Genomic DNA, 22,836 nt, shown 5'->3' with positions numbered 1-22,836 from the left:
CGTGCGGACCCTGGCCGACATCCACGACCGAAACCCGGTGATCCTGCCACAGGAGATGTGGCTGCACTGGATCGACCCAACCGTCATCGGCGACCAGGCGCTCGTCGACGACGCGGTCGCCGCCGGCGTCGCCGAAGCATCCACCCTCGAGGCGTACCATGTCGCGAAGCTCCCATTCGACGCCGACAGCCCCGAACTCACGCAGCCGATCGACGGCGGCGCATGACAGTCAACGATCCCCTCGACCGAGATCCGGTGATCCGCGCGTCTCGGAGAGCCGTCACGCAGCAGCTCCGAGACTCTACGAGCCTCCTCGAGGAAGTGCTGGGCGGCTTGGCAGTGCCTCCTGTAGCAGGGTCTGGCAGGCAGCGCCTTCTGGAGTGGTGCAACGACTTACCTGCGAGGACCGACGCGGAGGCCCGATATCGGGATGCAGCCGCGACGATTCTGATTCAGGGAACTGAGAACGTCGCCCATCTTCTGATGAGCACTGGAGATCATGCTCGCTCCCTGGAGACAACACTCCTGGACGGGCGAGCACCGAGGGCGAGCGTCATTACCCTTGTGCGCGGCTGCCTGGAAGCGGCGCTGCAGGTCTGCTTTCTGATGGACTCCAATGTGCCGCCGCCAGCAACAATGCTCAGGGCTTACGCGTTCCAGCTCGCATCGGCAGAAGGCAATGAGACGATCGCCGCCAGCTTCGCGTCAGCGCTCCGCTCCACCGAACGTCTCGAACAAACGCGGGAAGCTGTCGATGGAATCCACCAATGGCTTGACGATGCGGGATTCGAACGGAAAGCCGATAGCCGAAACCCGCGGCGCACCACGAACGTCGGCTACGGCGGAAAACGGGTCAGCTTGGAGTTCGATGTCACCGCAGCGACTAACCGCTACATGCCTCACGCGGAGTACCTTTACGGAGTGCTTTCGGGGGCCGCGCATTCCCGCGGATGGTTCATCTCCTCCATCTATGACAGCCGCGACACTAGCGAGGTGACCCCGCTCCCTGAGCTGATTCAAGCGGCTGCTCTGTCGTCGCTGACGATCGCCGACCCGATTATCAAGACTCTCGGGGAACACTTCGGCTTTCCGATCGAAACGCGCTTGAAAGCTACGCACGCGCGCCGCCACATGCTCGTACGGATTAGCAGGGCGCAGCGGGGTGATCTCGTGGTCGATTACCGGGCATTCCACGACCCGAAGCAAGTTCAACCGCACATTGCCGCAGGTCTTCAACGGCCAAATTGATTAACAGTTTTTACAACCTCGTGATAGCCTGATCTTAACAAGATTAACGGAGGTGTCGACATGGTGATTAACCTGCCCGCTCAGCGACAGGACCGTGAGCTCTCAACGTTTCGCGCGAAGGTGCTCGCCGAGCTGCGCGAGCAGATCACCACGATGGATGACTCTGATCTGAGAGTCGAGCCCGAAGAGTCGCCCGAGACCGTCGCGCGACGCCTGCTCGCGCAGCGGAGAGTGAAAAACGAGTGGGACAAGCTTGTCGGGCCGTTCTACGAAGTCAACGGACTGATGGCATGGCTCGGGTTCAAGAGTCGAGTGAACGTGCATCACGCCGTCCAGCGGGGCGAGATCCTCGCAACGCCGGTAGGTCAGCGGCAGTACTATCCGACCTTCCAGTTCTCGCGCGGCGGTGACCTTCTTCCACACCTGAAGGACGTTCTGCAGGTTCTGCGGCCGTCAATGAGTTCACCGTGGACGCAAGCCCTCTGGCTGAACACCGCCGTCCCTTCGCTAGGCGACCGCTCGCCCGCAGACGCACTGCGACACGGCAAGGTTGAGGCGGTCTTGCACATGGCCCGCGAGGACGCTGGACGGCGCGCCAGTTGACGCGCGCTCGCGTCGCGCAGCAACCCCCTGCGCCGGACCTCGACCTCACCGGCTTCCCCACCGCTCGCCCTACCGGCGACCTCGTCCGCGCACACTCCACCGCGCACGGGCCCTGGTATTTCGCGAACGATGGCGGAGGCCGGTTCGACCTGCAGGGCGATCGAGGAACCTGCTACGCCGCCGACACAGTTCGCACTGCGGTGCGGGAGCGACTCGGTGAATCTTGCGTCGCGTCCAAAATCGTCGCATTCGACGACGCTGACGCAATGACCGTGTCGGTGATCGAGGTCGTCCCTATGTATCGTGCCGCGGCGATCAGCGCGCCAGGCGCAGACGACTACCCAGTGACAGGCGAACTCGCGAACATGAGCGACTACACCGTAACTCAGGCGTGGGCGCAGCGGTTCGACGAAGACACCGACAACAGGTTCGACGGCATCCAGTACCGGTCACGTTTCGCTATCGCCGATGCGCCCGAATGTTGGGCCACCTTCGGTCCGGCTGGGCCTGCCGACCGCCCAGTCGCAGCCCTCGCCCTGATGGACGGACACGCTGCTTGCGCGGAAGCCGGACTCACCGTCACACCCCCACCCCCCATGTCACCCGGAGTGCTGACCGTAATCCTGCCGCCAGGAGTCAAGGTCATCCGTAAGAAGAGCCGCAACAGCTGAAGATGACGCGATCCACCATCTCGTAGCAGGTCAAGTCCGTCTGCGGCGCCACCCACGAGTGCTCGGAGAGAGCGGCGAGGTCGATCATCGACGACGCCGCGGCGTCGTCGGCGCGGATCGCCAGCCAGACCCGCTCGCTCTCGAGCCGGCGGCCCACAATGCTGTCCGGGGGAGCGGTCCACAGTGTCCGCGGAGAACGACAACGTGTATAACTCTTGGTTCCTAAGTGCGAATGCCGATCGATCGCCTAGCGTGTAACCGATCTATATGCGCAGCGAGACTTTGATGCGCTCTATGGCCTCCAGGACCAACATGCGCAGCCGACGGTCAAGGTCGATGAGATCAGCGGCATAGCTAATCGACGTGACAGTCGATATCCGGCTAGTACCCGCACCCTTTCCCGGGCCTCCTCGACATACGTTTCCGCGGAATAGAGGTATCCGGTTAAGCGGTACGAGCCAACCTGCGCCAACAAGGCGCGAGGATCAATGTCGACGCCGCGACTTGCAATCTTGTCGGTCTGCTCATCGAGTGTGAGTCACGGCTTGTTGTACTCAGTCACCGGGCTTCCCGTTAGAGAAAATCAGCCCGAGCCGTGAGGCGGTTGGGCTGATCGTGATCAACAATTGCGAGCACAGCGCAGCTCGCTGCGAGCTGTGCTCGACTAACACGAACAGCTCAGTTCGCTTCGCCGTTGGCTGCGGCAACCTTGGTCGGGCGGTTGAACTTGACCTACTCGTGGTGCAATTCGGCGCGGCCGCACACGCGCTCGGCGCGGCAGTCATCATCCCCAACACCCAATACAGACAGGTGGCGAACGGGGTGATTATGCCGACCTCGGGGTGATTACGACCAAGACAATTGCGCGGCACGCACTTGGGTTGCAACGTGAATGCAGAGTTAGGGATTTCCGGCCGTCAGACTGAAGACAAGAAGGCGGGTGTGCCGCGTGCGCGCCACATTTGCTACTCGACGTCGCGCTATTTTCGCGCGGTAGCTGCCGCTGCAACCGCCTCGATGGTTGCTGTAAGCGTTATGACCCCAGTCGCGTCCGAGGCCGATCCTGCCCCGTCCGGGGACGATGTGGAGCAAGCTAAGAACGCCGAAGCACAAGGTAAAGCCAAGGCTGACGAGGTACTGACCGAAGTGTCCTTGCTGCAGGAAGCGGTAGACCAGGCTCGCACCAAATCGGAAAAGGCTGCAGAAACGTACTTCCAGGCCCAGCTGCGTCTACAGAGGGCCACAAGTATGGAAGTTGCGACTCGGGCAGCGGCGCGTGCCGCAACGGAAGCGGCCTCGACTTCGCGTATGCGAGCGGGCTTAGTCATTTCTCATTTGGCGCGTACAGCAGGTGGCGCGGTTACCGCCCGACTGCTCGCTAACCCCAGGGACAGCAGGAGCCTGTTGGCGCAGCTGGGCTCCGAGAGTTGGCTAACTAACACCGAGCAACAAATCCTGAACCGCGCACGCCAAGACGAAGATCTTGCGATCTCGCTGGCTCAACAAGCATCCGAAGCATCCAAGGCTCGAGCCCAGCTCGCTGCGGATGCACATTCGGCGATGGTCACCGCGGAACAAAGGCAGAACGATGCACAGCAGGCGCTGAGCATTCAGCAAGCCCTATCACGTGAGCTCACCGCCCAACTTGCCTCTCTAACTCACACCTCTCAACAAGAGGCTGCTGCCTTCGAGGCTGCCCACAATGAGGCAGCTGATGCACCCCGTGGGGAAGGGGCTCCACCCAAGCAGGCGGGATCCGGCACCGGGCAGGGGAACCCGCCCCCTGCCCAGGGAGGGGTAGTCGGACGCGCCCTTGCGTATGCGCGCGCTCAACTGGGGAAGCCGTACCAATTTGGAGGCGAAGGGCCGGATAGTTTCGATTGCTCCGGTTTGACGATGATGTCTTACGCGGCAGCGGGTGTGTACATCGGCGGTCATTCGGTAAACAGCCAGTGGTACACGGCGGCTGACAACGGCAATACTCACGCATACTCGGATCGACAGCCGGGTGACTTGTTGTTTTGGGGCGACGCACCCGGAGACTTCTACCACGTCGGTATATATATCGGCGACGGGCTGATGATAGCTGCTCCAACCGAAGGAGAGACCGTCAGGATCCAGCCGGTTTGGGGCCAGCCCTTCGATCAAGTTGCCCGCCCGGCAGGCTGAACCTCTGGCGGACGACCGCATCTCCAGAATTCTGAGCCAGTCAAGAGACGAGCGGACAACATGGCCCGCTGCTCGTAGACGGTCAAAACGCTCGTGACCTGTTGCGTCTGCAGGGGTCGTGAGACTAGCTATCAACAACGGTGTCAGACACGGCTGATGATGGCGACGACGCTGTCTGGGTTGGTGTGCTGCCAGGGGAGCGCAATCAGGATTTGGTGGGCGCCGTAAAACGTGGTTGCGATTGCGACAACCTCGGAGAGGGCAGCGCCTGCTGCGAATTGGATCATGTCGACGCTCAGCTGCTGCTCACGAGCCCAGAGCCGGGCAGTCCATTCGCGGCACTCTCGATCGCCGTGGTTGCGGGTCAGCGTCACATGAGTTGCAGCCCGGAGATCCTGAAGAGTAAGCGTCGCCACGCTTACAGATGAAGAGTTCGTTGTCATCTCTTGGCTCTTCTCCGTCTTCTAGATGCGCGAGCCGATAGGGTGCGCATAGCCTCGCTGGTGGAAAAAATATGATTGGTGCCCCGATGCGGCCTAACGGAATACTGCTCCCTAGCCGCCCGTAGGCGACGATCCCCGAGCCGGATTGACTGTGTCGTCGACACTTTCTGCTGCGGAATCAAAGACAGCTGCGCACGCTGGCTCCGCCTCCATTCCCAGCTAAAGCTGCCCCTGGTTGTGGAAAGCTCAGAGCTACTATTTCCGCCCGATCCTGTGCTTGCCTCAGGAGACCGGGTTGCCTGCCGCAAGACTCGATAGTGCGCAACACAACCAGCGGAAGAGCAGGAGACGTCCGGCGTGGCCTCTGGTCTGGATGTCGCGAGGGGTTGCAAATGCCGGGCCCGCGACCTCAGCGCTGATAATGCCAACCTGTAGCTCCAGCGCGGCACGCGCTCAACATGCTGTGGCGCCTTTGTCATGTGCAGCCGTCCCGATTTATTAGATCGAATTGCTGAGTCGAATACTCTCAGTCTGGAAAGTGGACCATGGCGAGGACCCAGGAGTTCGGATGGACGCCGAGCAGGAATACATTAACCCTGCGCGATACCAAAAGACCGTCGAACACCGATCGGAGGCTTTTGATAACGATATTGAATTCCGCGCGCGTCCCGCTGCTGGGTGAAAGAATGGGTGACTGCGCACCGGCTACTCCGATATCCACTAGGCGCAGACATGCTTCTTGGGTGATACTTCTCGAATTGATTGCAGCAGTCCCGATGCAGTAACGGGTCGCGTTACTGAATGGCGGAAACGCCCCGGCGGGCGCTTCGCACTCAAAGTAAGGGCATTGGGAACCGCTAGCAATTGACCCGCGGCTGTCCAAGTCGCACGAGCGGCCCTGATGCAGTTGGCTGGGCCAAATGGTTCGAAGTCGTAGGCGCTCGATCCGGCCGACATCGACCGACAGTCGATGCGGCAGATAGGTTGCAAGAAGGGTGGACATTGTCCCGAAAAAGCCGTAAGCAGCATGACGACCTCCCGCGGGACCCCGTGCTTAGCGTTGGGCAGCGTCGCTGGTTTGCCGGAATCGTTGTAGCCGCGCTTGTCGTTGCCATTGTTGGAAACACGGTTAACAGCACTCCGTGGCCGTCGGCAATGTTGATCCGCTCCGTCTTCGCGCAAGGGGCACAGGGCTTGGTCCAAGAAATGGATAAGCATCTGCCGCCCGCAGGGAGCGTCGCGTCGCGTATGGGTGTTCGCTTTGCGTCCGGCCCCAATTCGTCTTTCGACCTATTCGCTCCCGCCGAGAGGGCCGTGCCCCTTCCGGTTGTTGTCTGGGTGCACGGGGGCGCCTGGATTTCCGGATCAAGCGTTGATGTGGATCCGTATTTGCGAATCCTCGCCGCAAAGGGCTACGCAACCGTCGGTCTCAACTACACGCCGGGCCCGGAAGCCACCTACCCAACTGCTGTTACGCAGCTCAATGATGCTTTGAAGTACATCTCGGAGCACGCCGCGGAGCTGGGGGTCGATGCACACAGGGTCGTCTTAGCTGGTGACTCTGCAGGCGCCCAACTCGCAAGTCAACTTGCCACGATCATCACTAACCCCCAGTATGCGCACCTGATGGGGATCCAACCGGCGATCAACCCTGCGTCCCTGATCGGCACCATCTTGCACTGCGGCGTTTACGACATGGACGCCCTCGCGGATCTGGGCGGGATCGACGCGTGGGGTTTTCGAGTGGCACTTTGGGCTTACACCGGTACCAAGGATTGGTCCCAAACCTTCGTCGGGAGCACCATGTCGACCATCAATTACGTCACGCCGCAGTACCCTCCAACCTTCATCACCGGAGGCAACGGTGACGGGCTCACATGGATCGAATCCATTCCGATGGCATCAGCCCTCAAGGCACACAACGTTCCGGTTCAGGAACTGTTCTGGCCCGCGAACCATACCCCTGCCCTGCAACATGAATATCAGTTCAACCTAGATAGGCCAGAGGCGAAACAGGCCCTTAGCGAAACACTCGATTTTCTGGCGGCGATTGCGAAGCGATGACGTCAGGAGGCGGAATGCCAAACTGGACCCCGACTCGAGCGGGTGGATGGCGCGGGTGAAACGGGACGGTCGTCCAGGTGTGCGAGAGGTGAGCCAGGGGTAAGTGGAAGAATCGTGAGTTCTGGCATTCGTGTTGGGCGTCCAGCCGGTCCGGGGATAAGAGAAGCCTTCGAGGCCAAGCCCCACTTCTCGCCCCGGAGAAGCCGCCGCGAGGTTCGCTGACGCTTCTAGCGGTACCCCGACGCACGCTCGTGGAGGTTCCCGGCGGAGGACGCGTCCTCGTCCCCGTCCCCGTCCGCGTCCGAATCGGTCGGGTCTTGAGGAGGTTTCAGCACATCGACAATGGTCATGTGTGTGCCTGCTGCTTCCATCTGACGACGTGTGCTGACGATGATGTAGCCGGCTTCGCGCAACTGGGTCAGGGTTTCGAGACGGCGACCAAGGCAATACGTCCGGACAGATGCCGACATGGTGCTGATTGGAATGTGGCGGGTTTCGAGTGAAACACGATTGCTGTATCTAGTTGCGAGCAATGCAACGTACGTCTGTTGGAATGCTTTCGTTGCCATCACTACCTATACCCGTCGCGGTCGCCTGTACTTAGATCGCTAATAGCCTTCCAATCACAGAGCGGAGATCCCTTCACCGGTATGCGAATGTCAGAAAGGTCACCCTCGTTTCAACCGACGACAGGTCAGTTGTTCCCGTGGGCATGGTAGGTGTCTGACACTCGCGCTTGAAAGCTGCCTCAGCTGGCCAATTCTGTGAGGCATCCGCAGGATGTGTACCCAATGCGCGATTGGATGCGACGAGCGGCGGCCTCGTCAGCGTAGTCAGACAACGTAGCGGAGAGCTGGTCGGGACGCGCGGGCCCGAACACTTCACCAACCAGCTCAGTGCGCGCGGTACGACGGCAATCTGTTGGCGATCTTCCGGGCAGGGCGCCGGATCAGGTGCCGGACCTCTCTCAATCGACGTGCGGGGGCAGCACGATATCTTCAGGGGGGACAGGTAGACATCCATCCTGGATAGACGTTGGCCGTCAATGCGGAGACGCCTGCACGATCCTCGGCGTGGTAACAATTGCGAACGAATCGCAAGTACTAGCTTTGCTCTCGATCGGAGTCCTGCGAGATAGTCGTTGCCGTTGGGAGTGACAGTCATGGTCGGAATGCCGCCCATCCCGTGTCCGTCCGGCGGGAAGACGGGCGGCAAGCGAGGCGCTGCCCAGAAGCGCAGGGGCGGGCCTTCTGGACAGTTCGGTTTGTTGTTGTCGTCCACCCTCGTTGCGTCGCTTACGCTTGTCGCAACGTACGCGGGGGTCATTTCCGTCTTGCTCGCGAATCAAGTGGCAGCTATTGATCCTGCACGCAAGGTCGCGAATTTGGCGTTTGTAACCAGTGTCGCCTTCGCATTCACTCTGTTCGTGCCTCCGATTGTCGGCGCGTTGAGCGATCGAACTCGGTCGCGCTTTGGGCGCCGGAGCCCCTGGATGTTGGGGGGTGCTGTGGTGGGCGCACTTCTGTTGATTGCCCTTGGATGGGCAAGCTCGTTGACCTGGATTGTTGTCCTCTGGACAGGCGCGCAGATGGCGTTAAATGCGTTTCAGGCGCCGTTCACGGCCATCGTCGCAGACCGGTTTCCACGCTCGCGCCGGGGTATCGCAAGCGCAGCGAGTGGTTTCGGAGTGCAGGTGGGGGCAGCAGTTGGTGTCGTAATTGCCGGTGTGCTCGCAGAACGTTCCGAATCGGCCTACCTCGCCTTCGCTGTGGCGATTGCGGTCGTCGCCGTTCTCTTCGTTACTATCAACCGGGACCACTCGAGCCTGGGCCTTCGGGCAGAGCCATTCCGATTCAAGAGTGCGCTCTCAGTGTTCTGGGTGAACCCGCGAGCGCATCCTGATTTTGCCTGGGTTTTTGGTGCCCGGCTGCTCTTCACCCTGGGCCACTACCTCGTTCTGGCGTTTCAGTTGTTTATCCTGATCGACTACGTCGGGCTGCCGCAGTCTACGGCGAATGGAGTAATTGGCCTGTTGGCGGTGCTGAGCCTATGTGCAGCGGCGCCCACCATCTTGGTCGCGGGATGGTGGAGCGACCGAGTGCGGAAACGCAAGCCCTTTATCTACTTTGGGTCACTGATCATCACGCTGGGTCTCCTGATCCCGATTCTGACACCCACCGTTTCAGGAATGATCGCGCTAAGTATTTGCAACGGAGTCGGGTACGCGATCTACGATGCGAGCGACAGTGCCCTAATGACCGAAGTCCTGCCCGCAAACGGAAACCGTGCTGGGAAGGACCTCGGAATCTTCAATCTTGCAACGAACATCCCTCAGGCTGTGGCTCCCGTGCTTGGTGCAGCGATAATCGCGTGGGTGGGGTATGAAGGCGTATTCGCCTTGGCTGCGGCGGCTGTTCTAGGCGCGGCTGTAATGCTCGTTCCGGTAAAATCGGTCACGTGACCTGACACGGCCGATCAATCATCCAGTAGGGCAAGTTCGCTCGCTCTGAGAAGTGCCTCGCTACGTGTTGCAGCGCCGAGTTTTCGGTAGATAGAGCGGATCTGCGTCTTGATCGTGTTGGAGGACACATGCAATCTCTCCGCGAGTTCTGCCCGGGATTCCGTGATCGCGAGCTCGCGGAGAACCGTGAGCTCGCGGCGCGACAATATTGGGCGGGGCGCGGCGGCGGTGAAATAATTCGGTCGATCGGCTCTTTCCGGCTCGCAATCGGACCGGTCCGCGAGTCGTTGAAGATCTGCGGCCGGGACAAGCCAGGTCGGCGTTGCCAATTCGTTTGCCCGCATGATCGCCTGGGCTCGTCGCGCGAATGAAGTCGAGCTGTCTTTTCCAAGCCTGTCAGCTGCAACTGATGCCAGTACATATCCGCTTGCGACCAACCGAGGCATGTGATTCGGACGCTCCGTCCCCAGACGGCTCAAGGATTCAAGAGCTTGCTCCGGCTCCAGAACCATAAGATAACGAAGCGCACGCACCAATATCGGAAAATCTCCCGATCGTGGTAAGCCGTCGAGTCTCGGGACGGTGTCGCCGGCATTTGCCAGTTCCATTAGGGCGCGAACGGTCGCCAGCCCTTTGGCCCAGAAATCGCTCGTGGGAGGGTGTCCGCCCGCGATGGCACGGTCGATCCGCGCGATCGCGTCCTCGGGCGCTCCGGCGATGAAGTCGATTAAGCATTCCACGATGACGTGCGCAGCCCAATGTTCCACGGTGTTGAAGTGCTTGTTCATCACGGCGAGGGCCGCGCGGGCACGGTCTGGTCGGAAAGCTTCCAGTTCTAGTAGAGCACTAGCGATTGAGGCGCCGTACGCGAGGTAGCCACCTTCCAACTCTTCGTCGTGGGGCGTCTCTCCTAACTGTCGAAGCCGCGCTGCCGCTTCTGGCATGTTCCCACACAGGGCGTCAACGCCGGCGGCGAGGCTCACCAGGTGAAACCACGCAATTGTTCCAGGCTCGGTGGCAGCGATTCCGAGCTCCATCATCTGGCGTGCATTTGGAATATCACCTACCTGGATCAGTGAGATTGAGAACACGCTGTAGAACCGCGAGGACGAGGGCTCCCCCCGCGTCAGGGTCGGGCCCACCTCGGTGGCCAGGGCGAGACCGCTGAGGGCTGCCTCGGCTGCCGGTTTGAACCTACCTAGGATGCGCATCGACCCGCTCAGTAGAGCTAGAAGCCAGAATCGCTCAAGTGGATCGGAGTCAGGGATTCTCTTCCGAATTGCCGTGATTGCCTCAGATACCACCACCCCTGCCCGCGCGCTATTCCCGCGCGCGTACAGGCGTAGCCCAAGGAAAAGATTCATGGCAGGGATCCGCGCGCGGGTCTTCTCATCGATGGCTTGGATGAGCTCTACCGCCTGATTCACCCCCATGAGTGATTCCCAGCTAGCCCGAAGGACACGGGATGCGAGGTAGTAGTCACGTATCCGCGTCGCCGCTTCGAGCGCATCAAGCGGACGACCGCTGTCGAGCGACCAGATCGCTGCGAGCCGCGTCTGACGCTCCACCGCATATGGGTCCCGATGTCGGAAGCGCTCCAGTAGAGGCTCCCGAAACTCCGCATAAAGCTCGAACCTTACTGGGGAGGTCCACAGCCCGAGTCCGAGGTCGGCGGCGTACTGAACGATGTCGCTGTCGTTGGTCAAGCGTTGCGCAAGTGATCGGTCGGTTCCTTGCACGACCGACAGGGACTCCAACGCTTGCAGACGGCGTTCGGAGTCGCCTTCCGCTTCAAGAAGGTAGGCCAGCAGCTCGGCGGAGCGGGCAGGATTGTCAGACTTATTTTCCAATCTCCTGAGCCGGCCAATAACAGGGAGCAGAACCCCAGAGACATCAGACCCTGTCACGGATATCGCTTCCTCAGGTGTAAGCAGCATGTCCGCAACGGTGAGTTCGCGATAACTGGTCGGGACGCGTAAAGACAGTTGCTCGAACAATCCCGCGTACCTCGTCGTAATGACAAATCGAAGTCCAGGGGCTGTGCTGAGCAGTTCCGGTAACGCGTTCAAGAAGCCCGAGTGTTCCCTTGTCAGATCGTCCACAAGAACTGTGATCGGCTCTTTCAGTTCTCGCAATTGCCGAATTACTTCAGCGGCAGGCTCTGCTGACGGACCACGTTCTTGTGGTATCGCGATGCCCGCTGCGGATGCGACCTGACCCCACAACGCAGCCGACGACTGACCGCGAGCTCTCAGGAGGGTGTGCGGCTTGTCCGCCGCAAGCAGTCGGGCGTCGTATTCGAGGAGCAGGGCCGTCTTCCCCCCTCCCGAGGGCGCTGAAATACTCACCAACGCGACACCTGAATCAAGGACATCTAGTAGCCGCGGTCGGCTCAGATATCCCCCCACCATAAATTGATCGTCGTTCGCCACGAGCTGCCACCTTCGGATTCGCCGACTGACCCAGCTAGACCTGGACTTTACCTACATGGGAAGGTTCAAGGTCGTCGCCGCGCAGGACGGGCGAAATTCAGGGTGAAACTGACAATGGCCCGTTGTTCTGACGATAGCCGAGCGGACAGGGGAGAAGGATATGAAACCAACAACGCTGATGGCAATCCTGCTTTTAGCGCTTGCCGGATATGCGGCAACGCTCGTTGGATACTCCTCGTCGAACGACGACAGGTACGCACCCGGGAAAACCATGCTCCGCAGGACCGGAACAGCTCACGATCGCAACGCTAGTGGCGGGGCGTGATCCTGGCCACGAACGTGTCTGGTTTGGATTCATTCCAAGGCGCCGCGATGAAGACATGATGCTGTCGGTAAAAGTCAGTCGTTATCGCCAGCACATCGCTTGGTGCTATCCCTGCGTCGCTCACCAATTCATCGACACATAAGGCCGCGTCGAATTCGAGCGTGTGCAGCTCGCATAACCACTTCTCCAACATATCCGACCGATAGATGCGAGTAATAACGACATAGTCGCCCAGCAACAGATCCGGGGCCTCGAGGGCGCCGATCGAAGGTGAGGCAATCATCGTCGCATCGCCGTCACGTGTGTCGGCCTTCCTGACAGGCGGCAGCAATTGCCACGACATTCCCACCCAAGGCCAGGCACCAAGCCATAATTGAAATCGTTTCGTTCGCCGGCCACGCGAGTAGCGCCAAACCCAACATTGCGACTGCGGCACCCCCCAGTCCGACCTTGGCGCGCGACGTCAACTTTGCTTCTCCTGATTTGAGACGGATCCGACCTCCACCGCTGAAGAATCAGTAGCTGCGCGCTGGTGACGCGTACCGCCAAGAGTCAGTGCGCCGCGGGCAGTTCGACCACGTTGAAGCTTGATAGTCGCTGTTCCCGTTGCGACGATGGCAAGCGAAACGAATCCGATACCCGCTCCTAGCACGCTTCCTGAACTCAATACGCATACAAACCCGAATGCTGCGATGAAGCCGAGAAGACACATGTGGGCCCTAGGGAGCACGGCCAACGATTGGAGAACCAGGGTTTCGTCCGCTCTGTGAGGCAGGTCTAGCAATGCGTTAGCGCTCCCGGAGAGCGGCGGATTTCCCTCGTCGCAGTGACGTTGTGAGGGGTCGAGAATGAGTTTGGGTCCCGAAGGCTCGTGCGACCCGAATGTCGGTACCGGATTCGCGGGCGCCGACGGGCCAACGTAGTCGCTGGACCCTTGGCGCCCATCCGGCGCGAAGCTCGGAACCTGGCTGGCGCTTGAGTACATAGCTAATACCTCAACCGATCGCTGTACTGCACCCAAGCAGCAAACGGCGCCGATGCCGAAGTTAGACGTAGCTGCACGCGTGAGAGCAGCGCGGTCGATTGGGGGTTTGCGATGGATTCGTAGATTGCGGCGTCATCAAAACCTGCGGCCAACGCATCATTGCGATCCGCTGCGTACACGACACGGTCGATCCGCGCCCAGAGGGCCGCCGACAAACACAAAGGGCACGGCTCGCACGAGCTATAGAGGGTTGCGCCGGAAAGGGAAAAGGATAGAAGCGCGGCACACGAAGCACGGATCGCTACAACCTCAGCATGTGCGGTTGGGTCCCGGTCTTGAGTCACACGGTTGTGCCCACTTGCGACGGGCTTATCGTCAATTGTTATCACGGCACCAAACGGGCCGCCGTCGCAAGCCACGCTTTGCACAGCGAGTTTGATTGCTTTGTCGAGCCAGAAAGTGTCCCACTCCGCGCGGGACCTGGAATCGGTAGGGTAGCTGGTCATTTGTACTCCCGTCGCATCCTCCATTGGTAAGGAGCAGGTTTCCTCACCCGTTCTCCCAGATGGGCCACTTCGGAGCACGAAGGCGCATCTTCACCCCGACGTTAACCTTGGCCGCAAAGCAGAACACAAATTTGCACTTGCTCTGCAAGGCGGTGCGCAAATCGGCGTCCTCGGGAATCGGGCCGAGGTGATGCACTCGGAGCCAGTACTCGGTCACCAGCTAATCGAATCGACACAGTCGGGGGGACAATCGACGAGCGCCAAAAGGCGAAGCTCTGCCCAGCTCAAAGCCAGCATGGGGTGATGCGCAGGGTGAATCCGTAATACGAAAACGCATTCCCTGATCGCGAGATGGGTTCGCGCGAGCATGATCAGATCCATGATCGCGTCGGGTCGCGATCGGGTGGCAGGGGCTGGGCGTTCGGGTACTCCTAGCCCCTGTCGCCGTATGCGGATGGGCAGCGGATCTCCCTGCCAGGTCGTGATGAGGGAACTACTTTGAGGCGACCAACGAACGTGCATATGGTCGAGGACTATTTCCCGATTGATGCGCCCAGGTCGCGGTCACAGTCGAACTATCGGCTTCCCGGCGAATGAGCGACAGACGGTCGGTGGCTTTCTCGCTCCGGCAGCCTAGCCATCGAAGGCGGATACGAGGACTTCGGCAGGCGTTGCCCATCGGGCGTACGCGTCCGGAAACGCGCTTCGCTGCACAGCCTGGGCCGCTTCCGCTACCGGCAATGTCCGCCATCCCGGAACCTGTTGCAGACGAACGAGGAACTTCGTGGTGGCGTAGGACGGATCATGCAGTTGAGTGATTGTGCCCCATCCCTGCGACGGTCGTTGTTGGAACAGCCCGACGGAGTCGGCATCTCCATCCCATCGATCCTTCAGGCTGGATTCCTGACAGGCAGTGGCGAGCGCGACAATTGCCCCTTGCTTCTGATCTGCCACGGGAAGAACCCGCCTGACGGTGGCGACTATCGTTGCGGCGTTTTCAAGTTGCTCGGGTGTCCAGTCGGCCCCAGCAGGCAACACAACAGCCTGATCCCGGACGACGGGATTCGGTGAAGCCCCGTGAACCACGAACGACGCCCCTATTCCTCTTGCCGCCGCCAGTTGTCGGAATGGAGATCCTGCTAGGGGTTCCAAGGTCATTGCAACTACGACACTCGCGATACCAATTGTGGCGATGCTCGATCGCAAGTTGATGCGCCGATGACCCGAGCGCGGCCGGTAGCCTCGAGGGCCTCGCCGCGAACGCGGTTGTACGTGACGTCCTGTCATTGATCCTTGGTATTCGCGCCTTCAACTATGGAACTGCGAGCCGGTCGGAGATGGATAAATTCGCGAGTGTCGTTGTGCGTAGCCGCCCGCGCCGGAGTGAAAGCAGCTCGAGAGGGGCTAGCCCACCGTAGAAGTGTGGCAATGCCCCCAGCGTCGCCGCGTCCTCGAAGCGCGAATATCACCCCGGCGGGTGAGAGGACCTTGCGGCGCGACGCCGAGACCGGAACTGTCCCCGGGTGAATTGAGAACCACCGACTGATGAGGTCGGATTCCGATGCGAGGCTTCGCATAGTTTTCAGGCATGACGCACCCGAAGGAGCAGCAGTGACTGTAACGCCAAGCCGGGTTCCCGAGTCATCATCCAACTCGACTGGGACTCATTCAATCTGCTCGGTCTCGCACGATGAGACAGTGCGAGCTTCACTCGCCGCCGCTAGACATGAGCTTGTGTGCGCCATCCTGCAACTCGGCGATAGCGCAAGACCCGATGCATTGTTTCGTGAGATGTTTTTGGCCGTCGATGAGGTGAACCGGCTTGCGGATCTTGCCGCTGAAGCTCCAGAACGATATGAGTTGGACGCCACGAGAGCGCTCGAGAGCCAACGCCGCGAGCTACTAGTCCGCGTCCTCGGCAGTTCAGATGCCAAACAGAGAGCCGATGACGAAACTGCCCTGGCGGGGATACGACAGCTCCGCCGCGCGCTGACTGTATGATCCAGCCGGCGTCCGCACACGGAAGAGAGCCGAATGCCGAGGAAACACTTCAGGAGATCCGGGCTGTCGTAGAGGCAATAGGTCTAGCCCTAGAGGCTTCACCACTCGACCGACGGAGCGCTCGCAACACGGCAGATCAACTGAGGCCCCTAATCGATGCGTTGGATGAACTCGCGCCTCTGACTAAGGAAACTATCGCCAGATACACCATTGCTCTGGACCGTTGGGACGACGCCATCATCAAAGGTCTGCTCGGTGAAGAAGCACGCCGTCGCCTTCTCTCCTGAGGCAGCGCATCGCGATAAGGGTGAGGGTCTGGGCGATTCGATCCACATGCGAAGGCTTGAGCTGCCGGAGAGGACTCGGTGGGCGAATCATTAGGGGCATGTCGACCACCATCCAGGACCCGTTCAACGACGACGCGTACGTGATTGAAGTGACCTTCGATGGCTACGTATACCGATTCCCATCAGGGTTTCCTGAGGAGGAGCGGCAGATGGGGATCGGATTCCCCGCTTTTCGCATCGGTTATGTCGACTCTTTCGACGGTCAATGGCAGGCAACCACGTGGACCGGTTCCATCGTCATCGGGGACGGTGGAATCGAGGGCGCTGTGAAGGCGTTGGTCGCAGCTGAACACTCACGGCGCGCAGCCTCCATGGCGCCGGGCGATGGATCGTGGTAGCGCAGACACGCAGCCGATGTCGCCGTGGGCGCGGCCGGCCTACAACATGTGCGAGTGAATTCGCGATGGCGGCGGCAAGACCAGAGCATGGACTTCTTCGCGCCCACGGGCATCGTCGCGCCGTCGCCCGTGTGGTCTGGGTCGACGGAGGAGCATGGATCTCTGTGAGCAGCTCCGACGGCGATCTCAGCCTCTAGATCCCCGCCGACCATGGCATGTTGCGGCCGATTTGACTCCCTAGGGAGGGCAGCAGTCGACAGTCTCGACGGCGGTCGTCCACCTAGACGGCACCATCGGCTACCTCAACCGACACACCCGCGAACCACACATCGATGCATCGCAGGTTCGGCGGGCGGCCAACTAGCAAGCTAACTGACCGCATTGATGAGAAATCTTGCGTATGCCCACCTCACGTGCATGCGTCCAGCTATCCATCCGGGACGCGTTGTCGCAGCGGAATCGAACTGAGGTGTTCACGAGATGAAGGCGCTTGCTGAGCTTGACGGCTTGCCTGGGAGATTTCGCGTTGTGCTGTGGGCATCCACCGGTACGAGGGATTGGTCAATAGACACATCGACTATCGGCCCGTGGCGTGTAGCTTCCCTTCAACCTCATCTGCGGAGGGAACGCGGACGTCCGACATGGATGTCAGCCCGATGGCTGCGACACTGAAGAGCGGCGCTGTGAGCGTCCTCGAGCTCTTCTGGCCGGCAAATCACGCACCCGGCTTACAGCACGAATGCAATTCGAGCTCGACAAGCCAAGCGCACAGTAGACGCCCGCGGAGATCACACCCACCAATCATGGATTTCTCGAGTCAAAGCGCAAGCACGGCCGCAGGCAATGTGGGAAGCGCCGCAAACTCGCGCGGCCATTCATTTCGGACGCCTTGGCGCGCCCTAGCGCATCATCGAGTCCGAACGAGTCAGTAACCCGGATACTGGAGGGGAGGGTGAATCCGCGGGCGATAACAGGGGTGGTCACCTGGGTGCCCTGGTACCCGCCCGGTTCTGCTCGCACGATTGAGCCATGCGCAATCGCTACTCGCCTTCTCTGTTCGCGATCTGGGCCGATGTCCACTGGTGGGGGCGTCGTGCCTGAGGATTCCGTGCCTCACTTCGGGTTGCGGTACGCCCCCCACGCGCCTCCCCCTGTCCAACCAGCGGGCCTACTGACACGTGATCGTCTGTTTCCACAGCTATCCAGAGGCCGTATCGCGCTTGTTGAGGGCCCTGCTGGTTCGGGAAAGACGGTTCTTCTGTTGCAGTGGGCGGAGCTAGCGAAGCTCGGAGGAGCCGTCTGGGCACCGTACGATCCGAGCCCTGCCTATTGGAACTGCGTGGAAAAACTGGTGTCGGCAAAAGCAGACCCCGACGCCGAATCAGGGGATCCCGCTATTGCCTCGCCAGTTACCGTCCTAGTCGACAATCTGGACGGGCGTGACGAGAACTTTCTGAGCCGAGTGTTGTCAATAGCACAAACTCAGCCGGGCGTGCGCTTCGTGCTAGCAAGCCGATACGCTCCGTCGCTGAGGCAGCTGGACGCAGCATCGTCGATCGACCTTTCCCTCGTACGTGCCCGCGATCTGATGTTTCGTCGTGAGGAGGCGCGCGAGGTCATCGCGAACATCGCAGGGGGGCACGATATCTCCGAGGTGTACTTGGCGAACATTGTGTTGCCACTTGGCGCGCGATTGATCGGGGTCGCCGTCTCCCGCGGGAATTATGGCGCTTTTGACTGGTCAGGGAGCGGCCGTGCCCTGGTTGCGGAGCGATTAGTACGTCGTATTTTCGAACAGATCCCCGATTCGGACATCCTCGACGCGGCTATGCGGCTCTCCGTTTCGGAACAGTGCGACCTCAACTTGTGTGCCAGGCTGACTGGCGCCAGTGATCCGAGCACGGTGCTTGACGAACTTGAGCGACTTGGCGTGGGTTTCCACAGTGTCGACGCATCAGCTGATCAGGGATTCCAAATTGTGCCCTTGTTGCGCCAAGGATTTCTGCGCGAACTCGCGCGCAGAAGGCCGAACGAGGTCACCGAACTCCAAAGGGTCACCGCCTTATGGTGCCTGGAGCAAGGGCGCACGGCAGAAGCATTCCGTAACACGATCGCGATTCAGGATCTCTATTTCGCCGCCCGCATCGCTCGATCCGACTGGGCTCGCATGTCCAGCGTTCTGTTGCACCAAGTAGGCGTTGCCCTACAAGCGATCGACAAGCGAAGAATCGCCCGATTTCCCGCCCTCTCGATCCTTGCAGGTCTCAGCCTTTCGGCAGTAGGGCGGAGGGGGACAGCGGACTCTCACTTTGAGGATGCGCTGTCCGCTCTGCGCCGGCCAGGAGCCGGCGAACCGGCCGATGTCATTTGGACGTTGACGTTCCGCTCGATCGCGCGTCGAGAGCTCAGGCAACCTGCAGAGGCTGCCCGCAACGCGACACGAGCATTCCAAGAAACAGAGAGGCTACCGCGCGAGGTCCGGGACGAACTCGCTCCCCAGCTGGCCGCGCTGATGGCTGATTGTGCGCACTCGCTTTTGTTCAATGGTGCCACACACGCCGCCGGGGACGTAGCTCGACTGGGCTTGCGCTACGCTGTTGCCGCCACCCCGCAACACGATCAACTTCTGGTAGCCAACGCGCTCGCTCTCGCGTTGGATGGCATACCGGACTACGTCGACGCGTTGGACGCGATCGATCCTGACGCGGTCGGGCTCACCCGAGACAGCCCAGACCTCCTGACGGCTTTGTGCGTGATTGGGTCGGTGGAATCCGGCGAGGAACCGGACGAGGTTCAGGTGAACCTTCTCAAATCCCGATCACAGACGTCGACCTGGTGGATTGCGGGGTGGGCTGCCGGACTTTATCACCTTGGGCGAGGCGAAGGCGAGGCGGGCGCAGCAACGGTCCAACGATCCCTAGCAAACCTCACCGGAGATAGCGAAGGGCGCCGACGTTCCCTCCGGATGCTCTGCTTCCTGCTGATGGCTGCACGCCAACCCGGTAGGGCCGATGAGGTGCTTGCCGGGCTTCCCCGTAAAGATCCCGAAACTGCGCTCCTCCGATCTGTGAGAGCAGCACAGTCGGCGCGCTTCGAGGAGGCGATCGAAGAGGCTGCGCTTGCGCTTTCACTTCCGGACGACGGACATCCTCGGCTGACTGCGACCGCCGCATTAACGGCAGCGGCCGCGGCTCAGCGGCTAGGCCTCCTGGAGTTGTCGGATATGTATGCGGTACGCGGAATAGCGATTGTGAAGCACAACCGACTGAGAACACCCCTACTTGCTTGGACTCCAGACCACGCCGACCAGATCGGTATGCGCCTACCTCAAGATGCGGGGCTGTCGGGGGTGGCGCCGACTCACAGCTGGTTGGATGGCCCCGTAGCGTGTGAGCCCTTGACGAGTAGGGAACGCGCAGTGCTCGCCGCTTTGGTAGAGACAGACTCTCGCGCGGGCTTAGCACGCGCGCTGGGGGTGTCTATCAACACGGTCAAGACGCAACTGCGAAGCTTGTATCGCAAGTTGGGGGCAGGAGATCGCCACACAGCGATTCTCCGAGCACTTGAGACTGGAGTATTGCCGCAGGCATCAGCAGTTCGGACACTAGAACGCGGCACGATTACGAACAAGACATCTTCCCTCGGCCCCTCCGTGTAGGCCGGATTCAAAGCGCCGTACTGCTGAGCATGGCCGTCCAAGCTTTTCTAGCAAGCCCAGAATCGATATGCGTCACGCGAATGAAGGCCGAGGACAGCCGACATGGGATCGTCGGTCACCCCTGCGGGTAGGGACCAACTTGCGCAACAGCGCAGCGAGCAGATACCCGGCCACGAATAGGGGCGGCCGGTGGCCGCGGCGGCACATCAGCCGCCCCTATCGCATCCAGAACCGCTTGGGGCGAATGATCAGATGCTGCCATTTCAACGACCGGGCGATCTTCTCGGGAAGCTCATCTGTCCAGGCGTGTAGCGATCTTGCTCCCTTCGGGTGTGAGACGGAGGGTGCGCCACAACTGCGGTGACGACAGCTTCGTGAAGATGCCAGCCTGGCTCGCTGCTCCACAAGGCTCCGCGCCGAGGGAGGTTATTCCTATCTGGGTATCGAATGCGATCAACGGTCCGCCGCTATCGCCGTGGCAAGTGCCTTCGCCTTGTTTGCCTCCCGCGCAGATCACGGAATCGGCGCTCACGTTGTCGGTGTTCGCCATTTCTGCGCAGACATTGAGTGGGGTGATCGGAAGTCCCACCTCCCGAAGGCGTGGACTGTGTTGTGCTGGCCCGGCGGTGGCGTCACCCGTGACTTGACCCCACCCAGGGCTACTTCAACGGTTCCCGAGCCTGGGGAAGAGTCGTCCTCTTCCGGCAGCGAGATCGGTGCGATCCCGTTGATGGGATGGTCGAGGATGAGAAAGGCGAGGTCGTTTTGCGCGTTGGGGAAGTCGAATAGAGGATGGCGCACGATTTCGCTGACTGTGTCTATTTGGCCATGCTCGGGATGGCGGAGATCGGTCGAGCCTACGAGTACCGAGCTGGCCAGTTCTGGAACAATCCGGGTTCCTCCGAGACAGTGGGCAGCAGTCATCACGATGTCGTCGGCGACCAACGTGCCACCGCACACGTGTTTGCCCTCTATGTCCCGGATGGATGCCATATAACGATCGTGGCCTTCGGACACCTCAGTTCCCCCGACAATCTCACGGTTCGGATTGGCGCCATCACCGGGGACGGTGGCCGCCGTGGCGCTCTGCGTCGGGAGTGATGTCAGGAGCAGCGCGGCGAGCAGAACTAGAACAACAGGGACTTTAGGTTGAGACTCCATTTCACGTGTCATGCACTTAAGTAGAACGGCGTCTGAAAGCGCCTGCATCGCGCTGAAGTCGTATTTGCAATCCTTTGCCAGACTGAGTTCGCGCCACCATCGGCACTACGAACAGGCCCTATCGCGCTGGCTCAACCGACCGCGCTGATTCCGGGGGTCTTTTTGGGTGAATCGCGCCGATTCCCGTGGTGTCTCGTTCCCGTGCGTTCCGTTTCTTGATCGAGTGTGGAGGTGGGTTTGCCTCTCACAGCCGGTGGCGCCGGTGGCTATCTGCGGAGGATGAGCACTCGGCGCCACCGGTGACTTAACCCCGGCGGGCTTCGGCAGTTGTTTCGATGAGCATCCCGCAAGGTCGCCAAGGGCAAAGGTAGCGATGACAGGGCCACGATCACGACGATCCACGTGAAAGCGTGTCCGTCTTGCATGACGCGTCAGCATCGGACCGTTCAGCAGCCAGCGATTCACCACCCCACGCCCCGTGCGGCAGAGTCTCGTCGACGCCGACAGTCCCTGCGCGCCTCACCGTGGTCCGGGCTGAAGGGTGAATTTCATTCGTTTCACGCTGCGGTGCTCTGCCGTGCAGCAGCCGATGCTTGGCTGTTGTTGTGTTCCCGAGCGTGAGCGCTTCACTCCCATAGACTCGCCCTCGCTCGGGACCACTCTCCATTGCGGTACCTTGGTGCGTTGCAGCTATCAGGGGAAACTGCAGCACACCGCCGCGCGCCTACAGGTCGAACCGGCTGCAGCGGTACTGCCCCCAGGCACTTGATCGCAGTCGTTGACGTTGAGGCCACCCGTCGCCGGTGGGGAATTTTGTTTATGCGTAGGAATAGAACACGTCAATGACGATCCCATCACCGGAGCTCGTGGACTGTGTATACACGCAAAGCCCATCGCATCGCGGCTGGTAGTTGCCATTGGCGGTCACGCCACCCCCGTTCCGGGGTTTCCGCCTCCACCGCCGCCATCGTTGTTGGTGTAGTGGGAGGGTTCTGGACGGCGTGACCGGTGCCGGAGCCGGTGGGGGTGGGTGCGTTGGCGGCAATGGCTGATTGCTGCGACGCTGTGAGAGATTTCGCAGCTTGGATGAGGAGGCGCGCAGCTGGTGGAGGCTTTGTTGGATTGGGTGCGCGCGGCGGGTCCGTCGCTGCCGACGACGATTGCGGTGACTGCTTTGCTGTATTTGCTGACGCCGTGGTGGCCGGGTCGAGTGCGGCCTGAGCGCTCGTGCCCGCCTGGCGGGTTTGGGCACGTGCCAGTGGCGGTTTCACCCGAGCGGATGGTTACTCGCCTTCGGTGAGCGTGGGCGGGCGCCACGTACTTCGTCGCGGCCCCGCTGGCCTGGCCTCGCGGCGTTGTCGTTGTCGGCGGTCGGCGGCGCGACGAACCAGGAGCAGGCCGCGGACGATGAGCGCGACAAGAGC

General features: G+C 60.8%; 17 protein-coding genes and 1 pseudogene. 9 read left to right on the top strand and 9 right to left on the bottom strand.

Translation table 11 applies throughout. The features are described from left to right. From ACIRCZ_RS19025 to ACIRCZ_RS19005, 5 genes are all read left to right on the top strand, one after another. A partial coding sequence (locus tag ACIRCZ_RS19025) for an SOS response-associated peptidase family protein (protein WP_402856061.1) occupies positions 1–226 on the top strand: 226 nt, incomplete at its 5' end. Continuing rightward, positions 223–1,248, top strand: a complete 1,026-nt coding sequence (locus ACIRCZ_RS19020) for a hypothetical protein (RefSeq protein ID WP_402856059.1) — start codon at positions 223–225, stop codon at positions 1,246–1,248. The genes ACIRCZ_RS19025 and ACIRCZ_RS19020, both read left to right, overlap by 4 nt. A 60-nt stretch (positions 1,249–1,308) precedes the next feature. After that, on the top strand, positions 1,309–1,851 hold the full coding sequence (locus tag ACIRCZ_RS19015; protein WP_402856056.1) for a hypothetical protein: 543 nt from the start codon (positions 1,309–1,311) through the stop codon (positions 1,849–1,851). Beyond that, complete coding sequence (locus tag ACIRCZ_RS19010; RefSeq protein WP_402856053.1) at positions 1,848–2,522, top strand: RES family NAD+ phosphorylase; 675 nt, start codon at positions 1,848–1,850, stop codon at positions 2,520–2,522. The genes ACIRCZ_RS19015 and ACIRCZ_RS19010 overlap by 4 nt, the downstream gene beginning before the upstream one ends. 888 nt (positions 2,523–3,410) lie before the next feature. Continuing rightward, positions 3,411–4,691 (top strand): NlpC/P60 family protein, encoded by a 1,281-nt coding sequence (locus tag ACIRCZ_RS19005; RefSeq protein WP_402856050.1) that lies wholly within the window; start codon positions 3,411–3,413, stop codon positions 4,689–4,691. Positions 4,692–4,834: 143 nt separating this feature from the next. Here ACIRCZ_RS19005 and ACIRCZ_RS19000 read toward each other — a convergent pair whose 3' ends face one another. Next, complete coding sequence (locus ACIRCZ_RS19000) at positions 4,835–5,134, bottom strand: hypothetical protein (RefSeq protein ID WP_402856047.1); 300 nt, start codon at positions 5,132–5,134, stop codon at positions 4,835–4,837. A 1,206-nt stretch (positions 5,135–6,340) separates the two neighbouring features. On the opposite strand from ACIRCZ_RS19000, the gene ACIRCZ_RS18995 reads away from it, so the two are divergent. Next, positions 6,341–7,198 (top strand): alpha/beta hydrolase, encoded by an 858-nt coding sequence (locus ACIRCZ_RS18995; RefSeq protein ID WP_402856044.1) that lies wholly within the window; start codon positions 6,341–6,343, stop codon positions 7,196–7,198. A gap of 227 nt (positions 7,199–7,425) precedes the next feature. Here ACIRCZ_RS18995 and ACIRCZ_RS18990 read toward each other — a convergent pair whose 3' ends face one another. Beyond that, positions 7,426–7,767, bottom strand: coding sequence for a hypothetical protein (locus ACIRCZ_RS18990; RefSeq protein WP_402856042.1), 342 nt, complete (start codon positions 7,765–7,767; stop codon positions 7,426–7,428). Between the two features lie 593 nt (positions 7,768–8,360). Between ACIRCZ_RS18990 and ACIRCZ_RS18985 the strand changes: the two genes are divergently transcribed. After that, positions 8,361–9,659 carry an MFS transporter gene (locus ACIRCZ_RS18985; RefSeq protein ID WP_402856039.1) on the top strand — a complete coding sequence of 433 codons (1,299 nt, stop codon included), beginning with the start codon at positions 8,361–8,363 and terminating at the stop codon, positions 9,657–9,659. A 14-nt stretch (positions 9,660–9,673) separates the two neighbouring features. Here ACIRCZ_RS18985 and ACIRCZ_RS18980 read toward each other — a convergent pair whose 3' ends face one another. From ACIRCZ_RS18980 to ACIRCZ_RS18960, 5 genes are all read right to left on the bottom strand, one after another. Next, on the bottom strand, positions 9,674–12,091 hold the full coding sequence (locus ACIRCZ_RS18980; RefSeq protein ID WP_402856036.1) for a LuxR C-terminal-related transcriptional regulator: 2,418 nt from the start codon (positions 12,089–12,091) through the stop codon (positions 9,674–9,676). A gap of 308 nt (positions 12,092–12,399) precedes the next feature. Continuing rightward, complete coding sequence (locus tag ACIRCZ_RS18975; protein WP_402856033.1) at positions 12,400–12,759, bottom strand: hypothetical protein; 360 nt, start codon at positions 12,757–12,759, stop codon at positions 12,400–12,402. A gap of 644 nt (positions 12,760–13,403) precedes the next feature. Beyond that, the gene (locus ACIRCZ_RS18970; RefSeq protein WP_402856030.1) at positions 13,404–13,907 is read right to left on the bottom strand and encodes a nucleoside deaminase; all 504 of its coding nucleotides are present in this window, start codon (positions 13,905–13,907) and stop codon (positions 13,404–13,406) included. 43 nt (positions 13,908–13,950) lie between these two features. After that, entirely contained in the window at positions 13,951–14,124 is a 174-nt protein-coding gene (locus tag ACIRCZ_RS18965; RefSeq protein ID WP_402856027.1) for a hypothetical protein, read from the bottom strand. A 416-nt stretch (positions 14,125–14,540) separates the two neighbouring features. Beyond that, positions 14,541–14,861 (bottom strand): hypothetical protein, encoded by a 321-nt coding sequence (locus ACIRCZ_RS18960; protein ID WP_402856024.1) that lies wholly within the window; start codon positions 14,859–14,861, stop codon positions 14,541–14,543. Positions 14,862–16,293: 1,432 nt separating this feature from the next. Here ACIRCZ_RS18960 and ACIRCZ_RS18955 point away from each other — a divergent pair. Then, positions 16,294–16,593: a hypothetical protein gene (locus ACIRCZ_RS18955; protein WP_402856021.1), complete on the top strand. Its 300-nt coding sequence runs from the start codon at positions 16,294–16,296 to the stop codon at positions 16,591–16,593. 1,339 nt (positions 16,594–17,932) lie between these two features. Further along, positions 17,933–20,251 carry a LuxR C-terminal-related transcriptional regulator gene (locus ACIRCZ_RS18950; protein WP_402856018.1) on the top strand — a complete coding sequence of 773 codons (2,319 nt, stop codon included), beginning with the start codon at positions 17,933–17,935 and terminating at the stop codon, positions 20,249–20,251. A 292-nt stretch (positions 20,252–20,543) separates the two neighbouring features. Here the strand turns inward: ACIRCZ_RS18950 and ACIRCZ_RS18945 are convergent. Both ACIRCZ_RS18945 and ACIRCZ_RS18940 read right to left on the bottom strand, forming a co-directional pair. After that, positions 20,544–20,846: pseudogene (locus tag ACIRCZ_RS18945) on the bottom strand (trypsin-like serine protease); the annotation flags it as partial. Then, positions 20,780–21,412 carry a trypsin-like serine protease gene (locus tag ACIRCZ_RS18940; protein ID WP_402856070.1) on the bottom strand — a complete coding sequence of 211 codons (633 nt, stop codon included), beginning with the start codon at positions 21,410–21,412 and terminating at the stop codon, positions 20,780–20,782. The pseudogene ACIRCZ_RS18945 and the gene ACIRCZ_RS18940, both read right to left, overlap by 67 nt. Positions 21,413–22,836 lie beyond the last annotated feature (1,424 nt).

This window comes from Leifsonia sp. NPDC102414 (genome assembly GCF_044765685.1).
In the GTDB taxonomy this organism is placed as follows: Bacteria; Actinomycetota; Actinomycetes; order Actinomycetales; family Microbacteriaceae; genus Leifsonia.
This window is presented reverse-complemented; position numbering and strand designations above follow the sequence as displayed.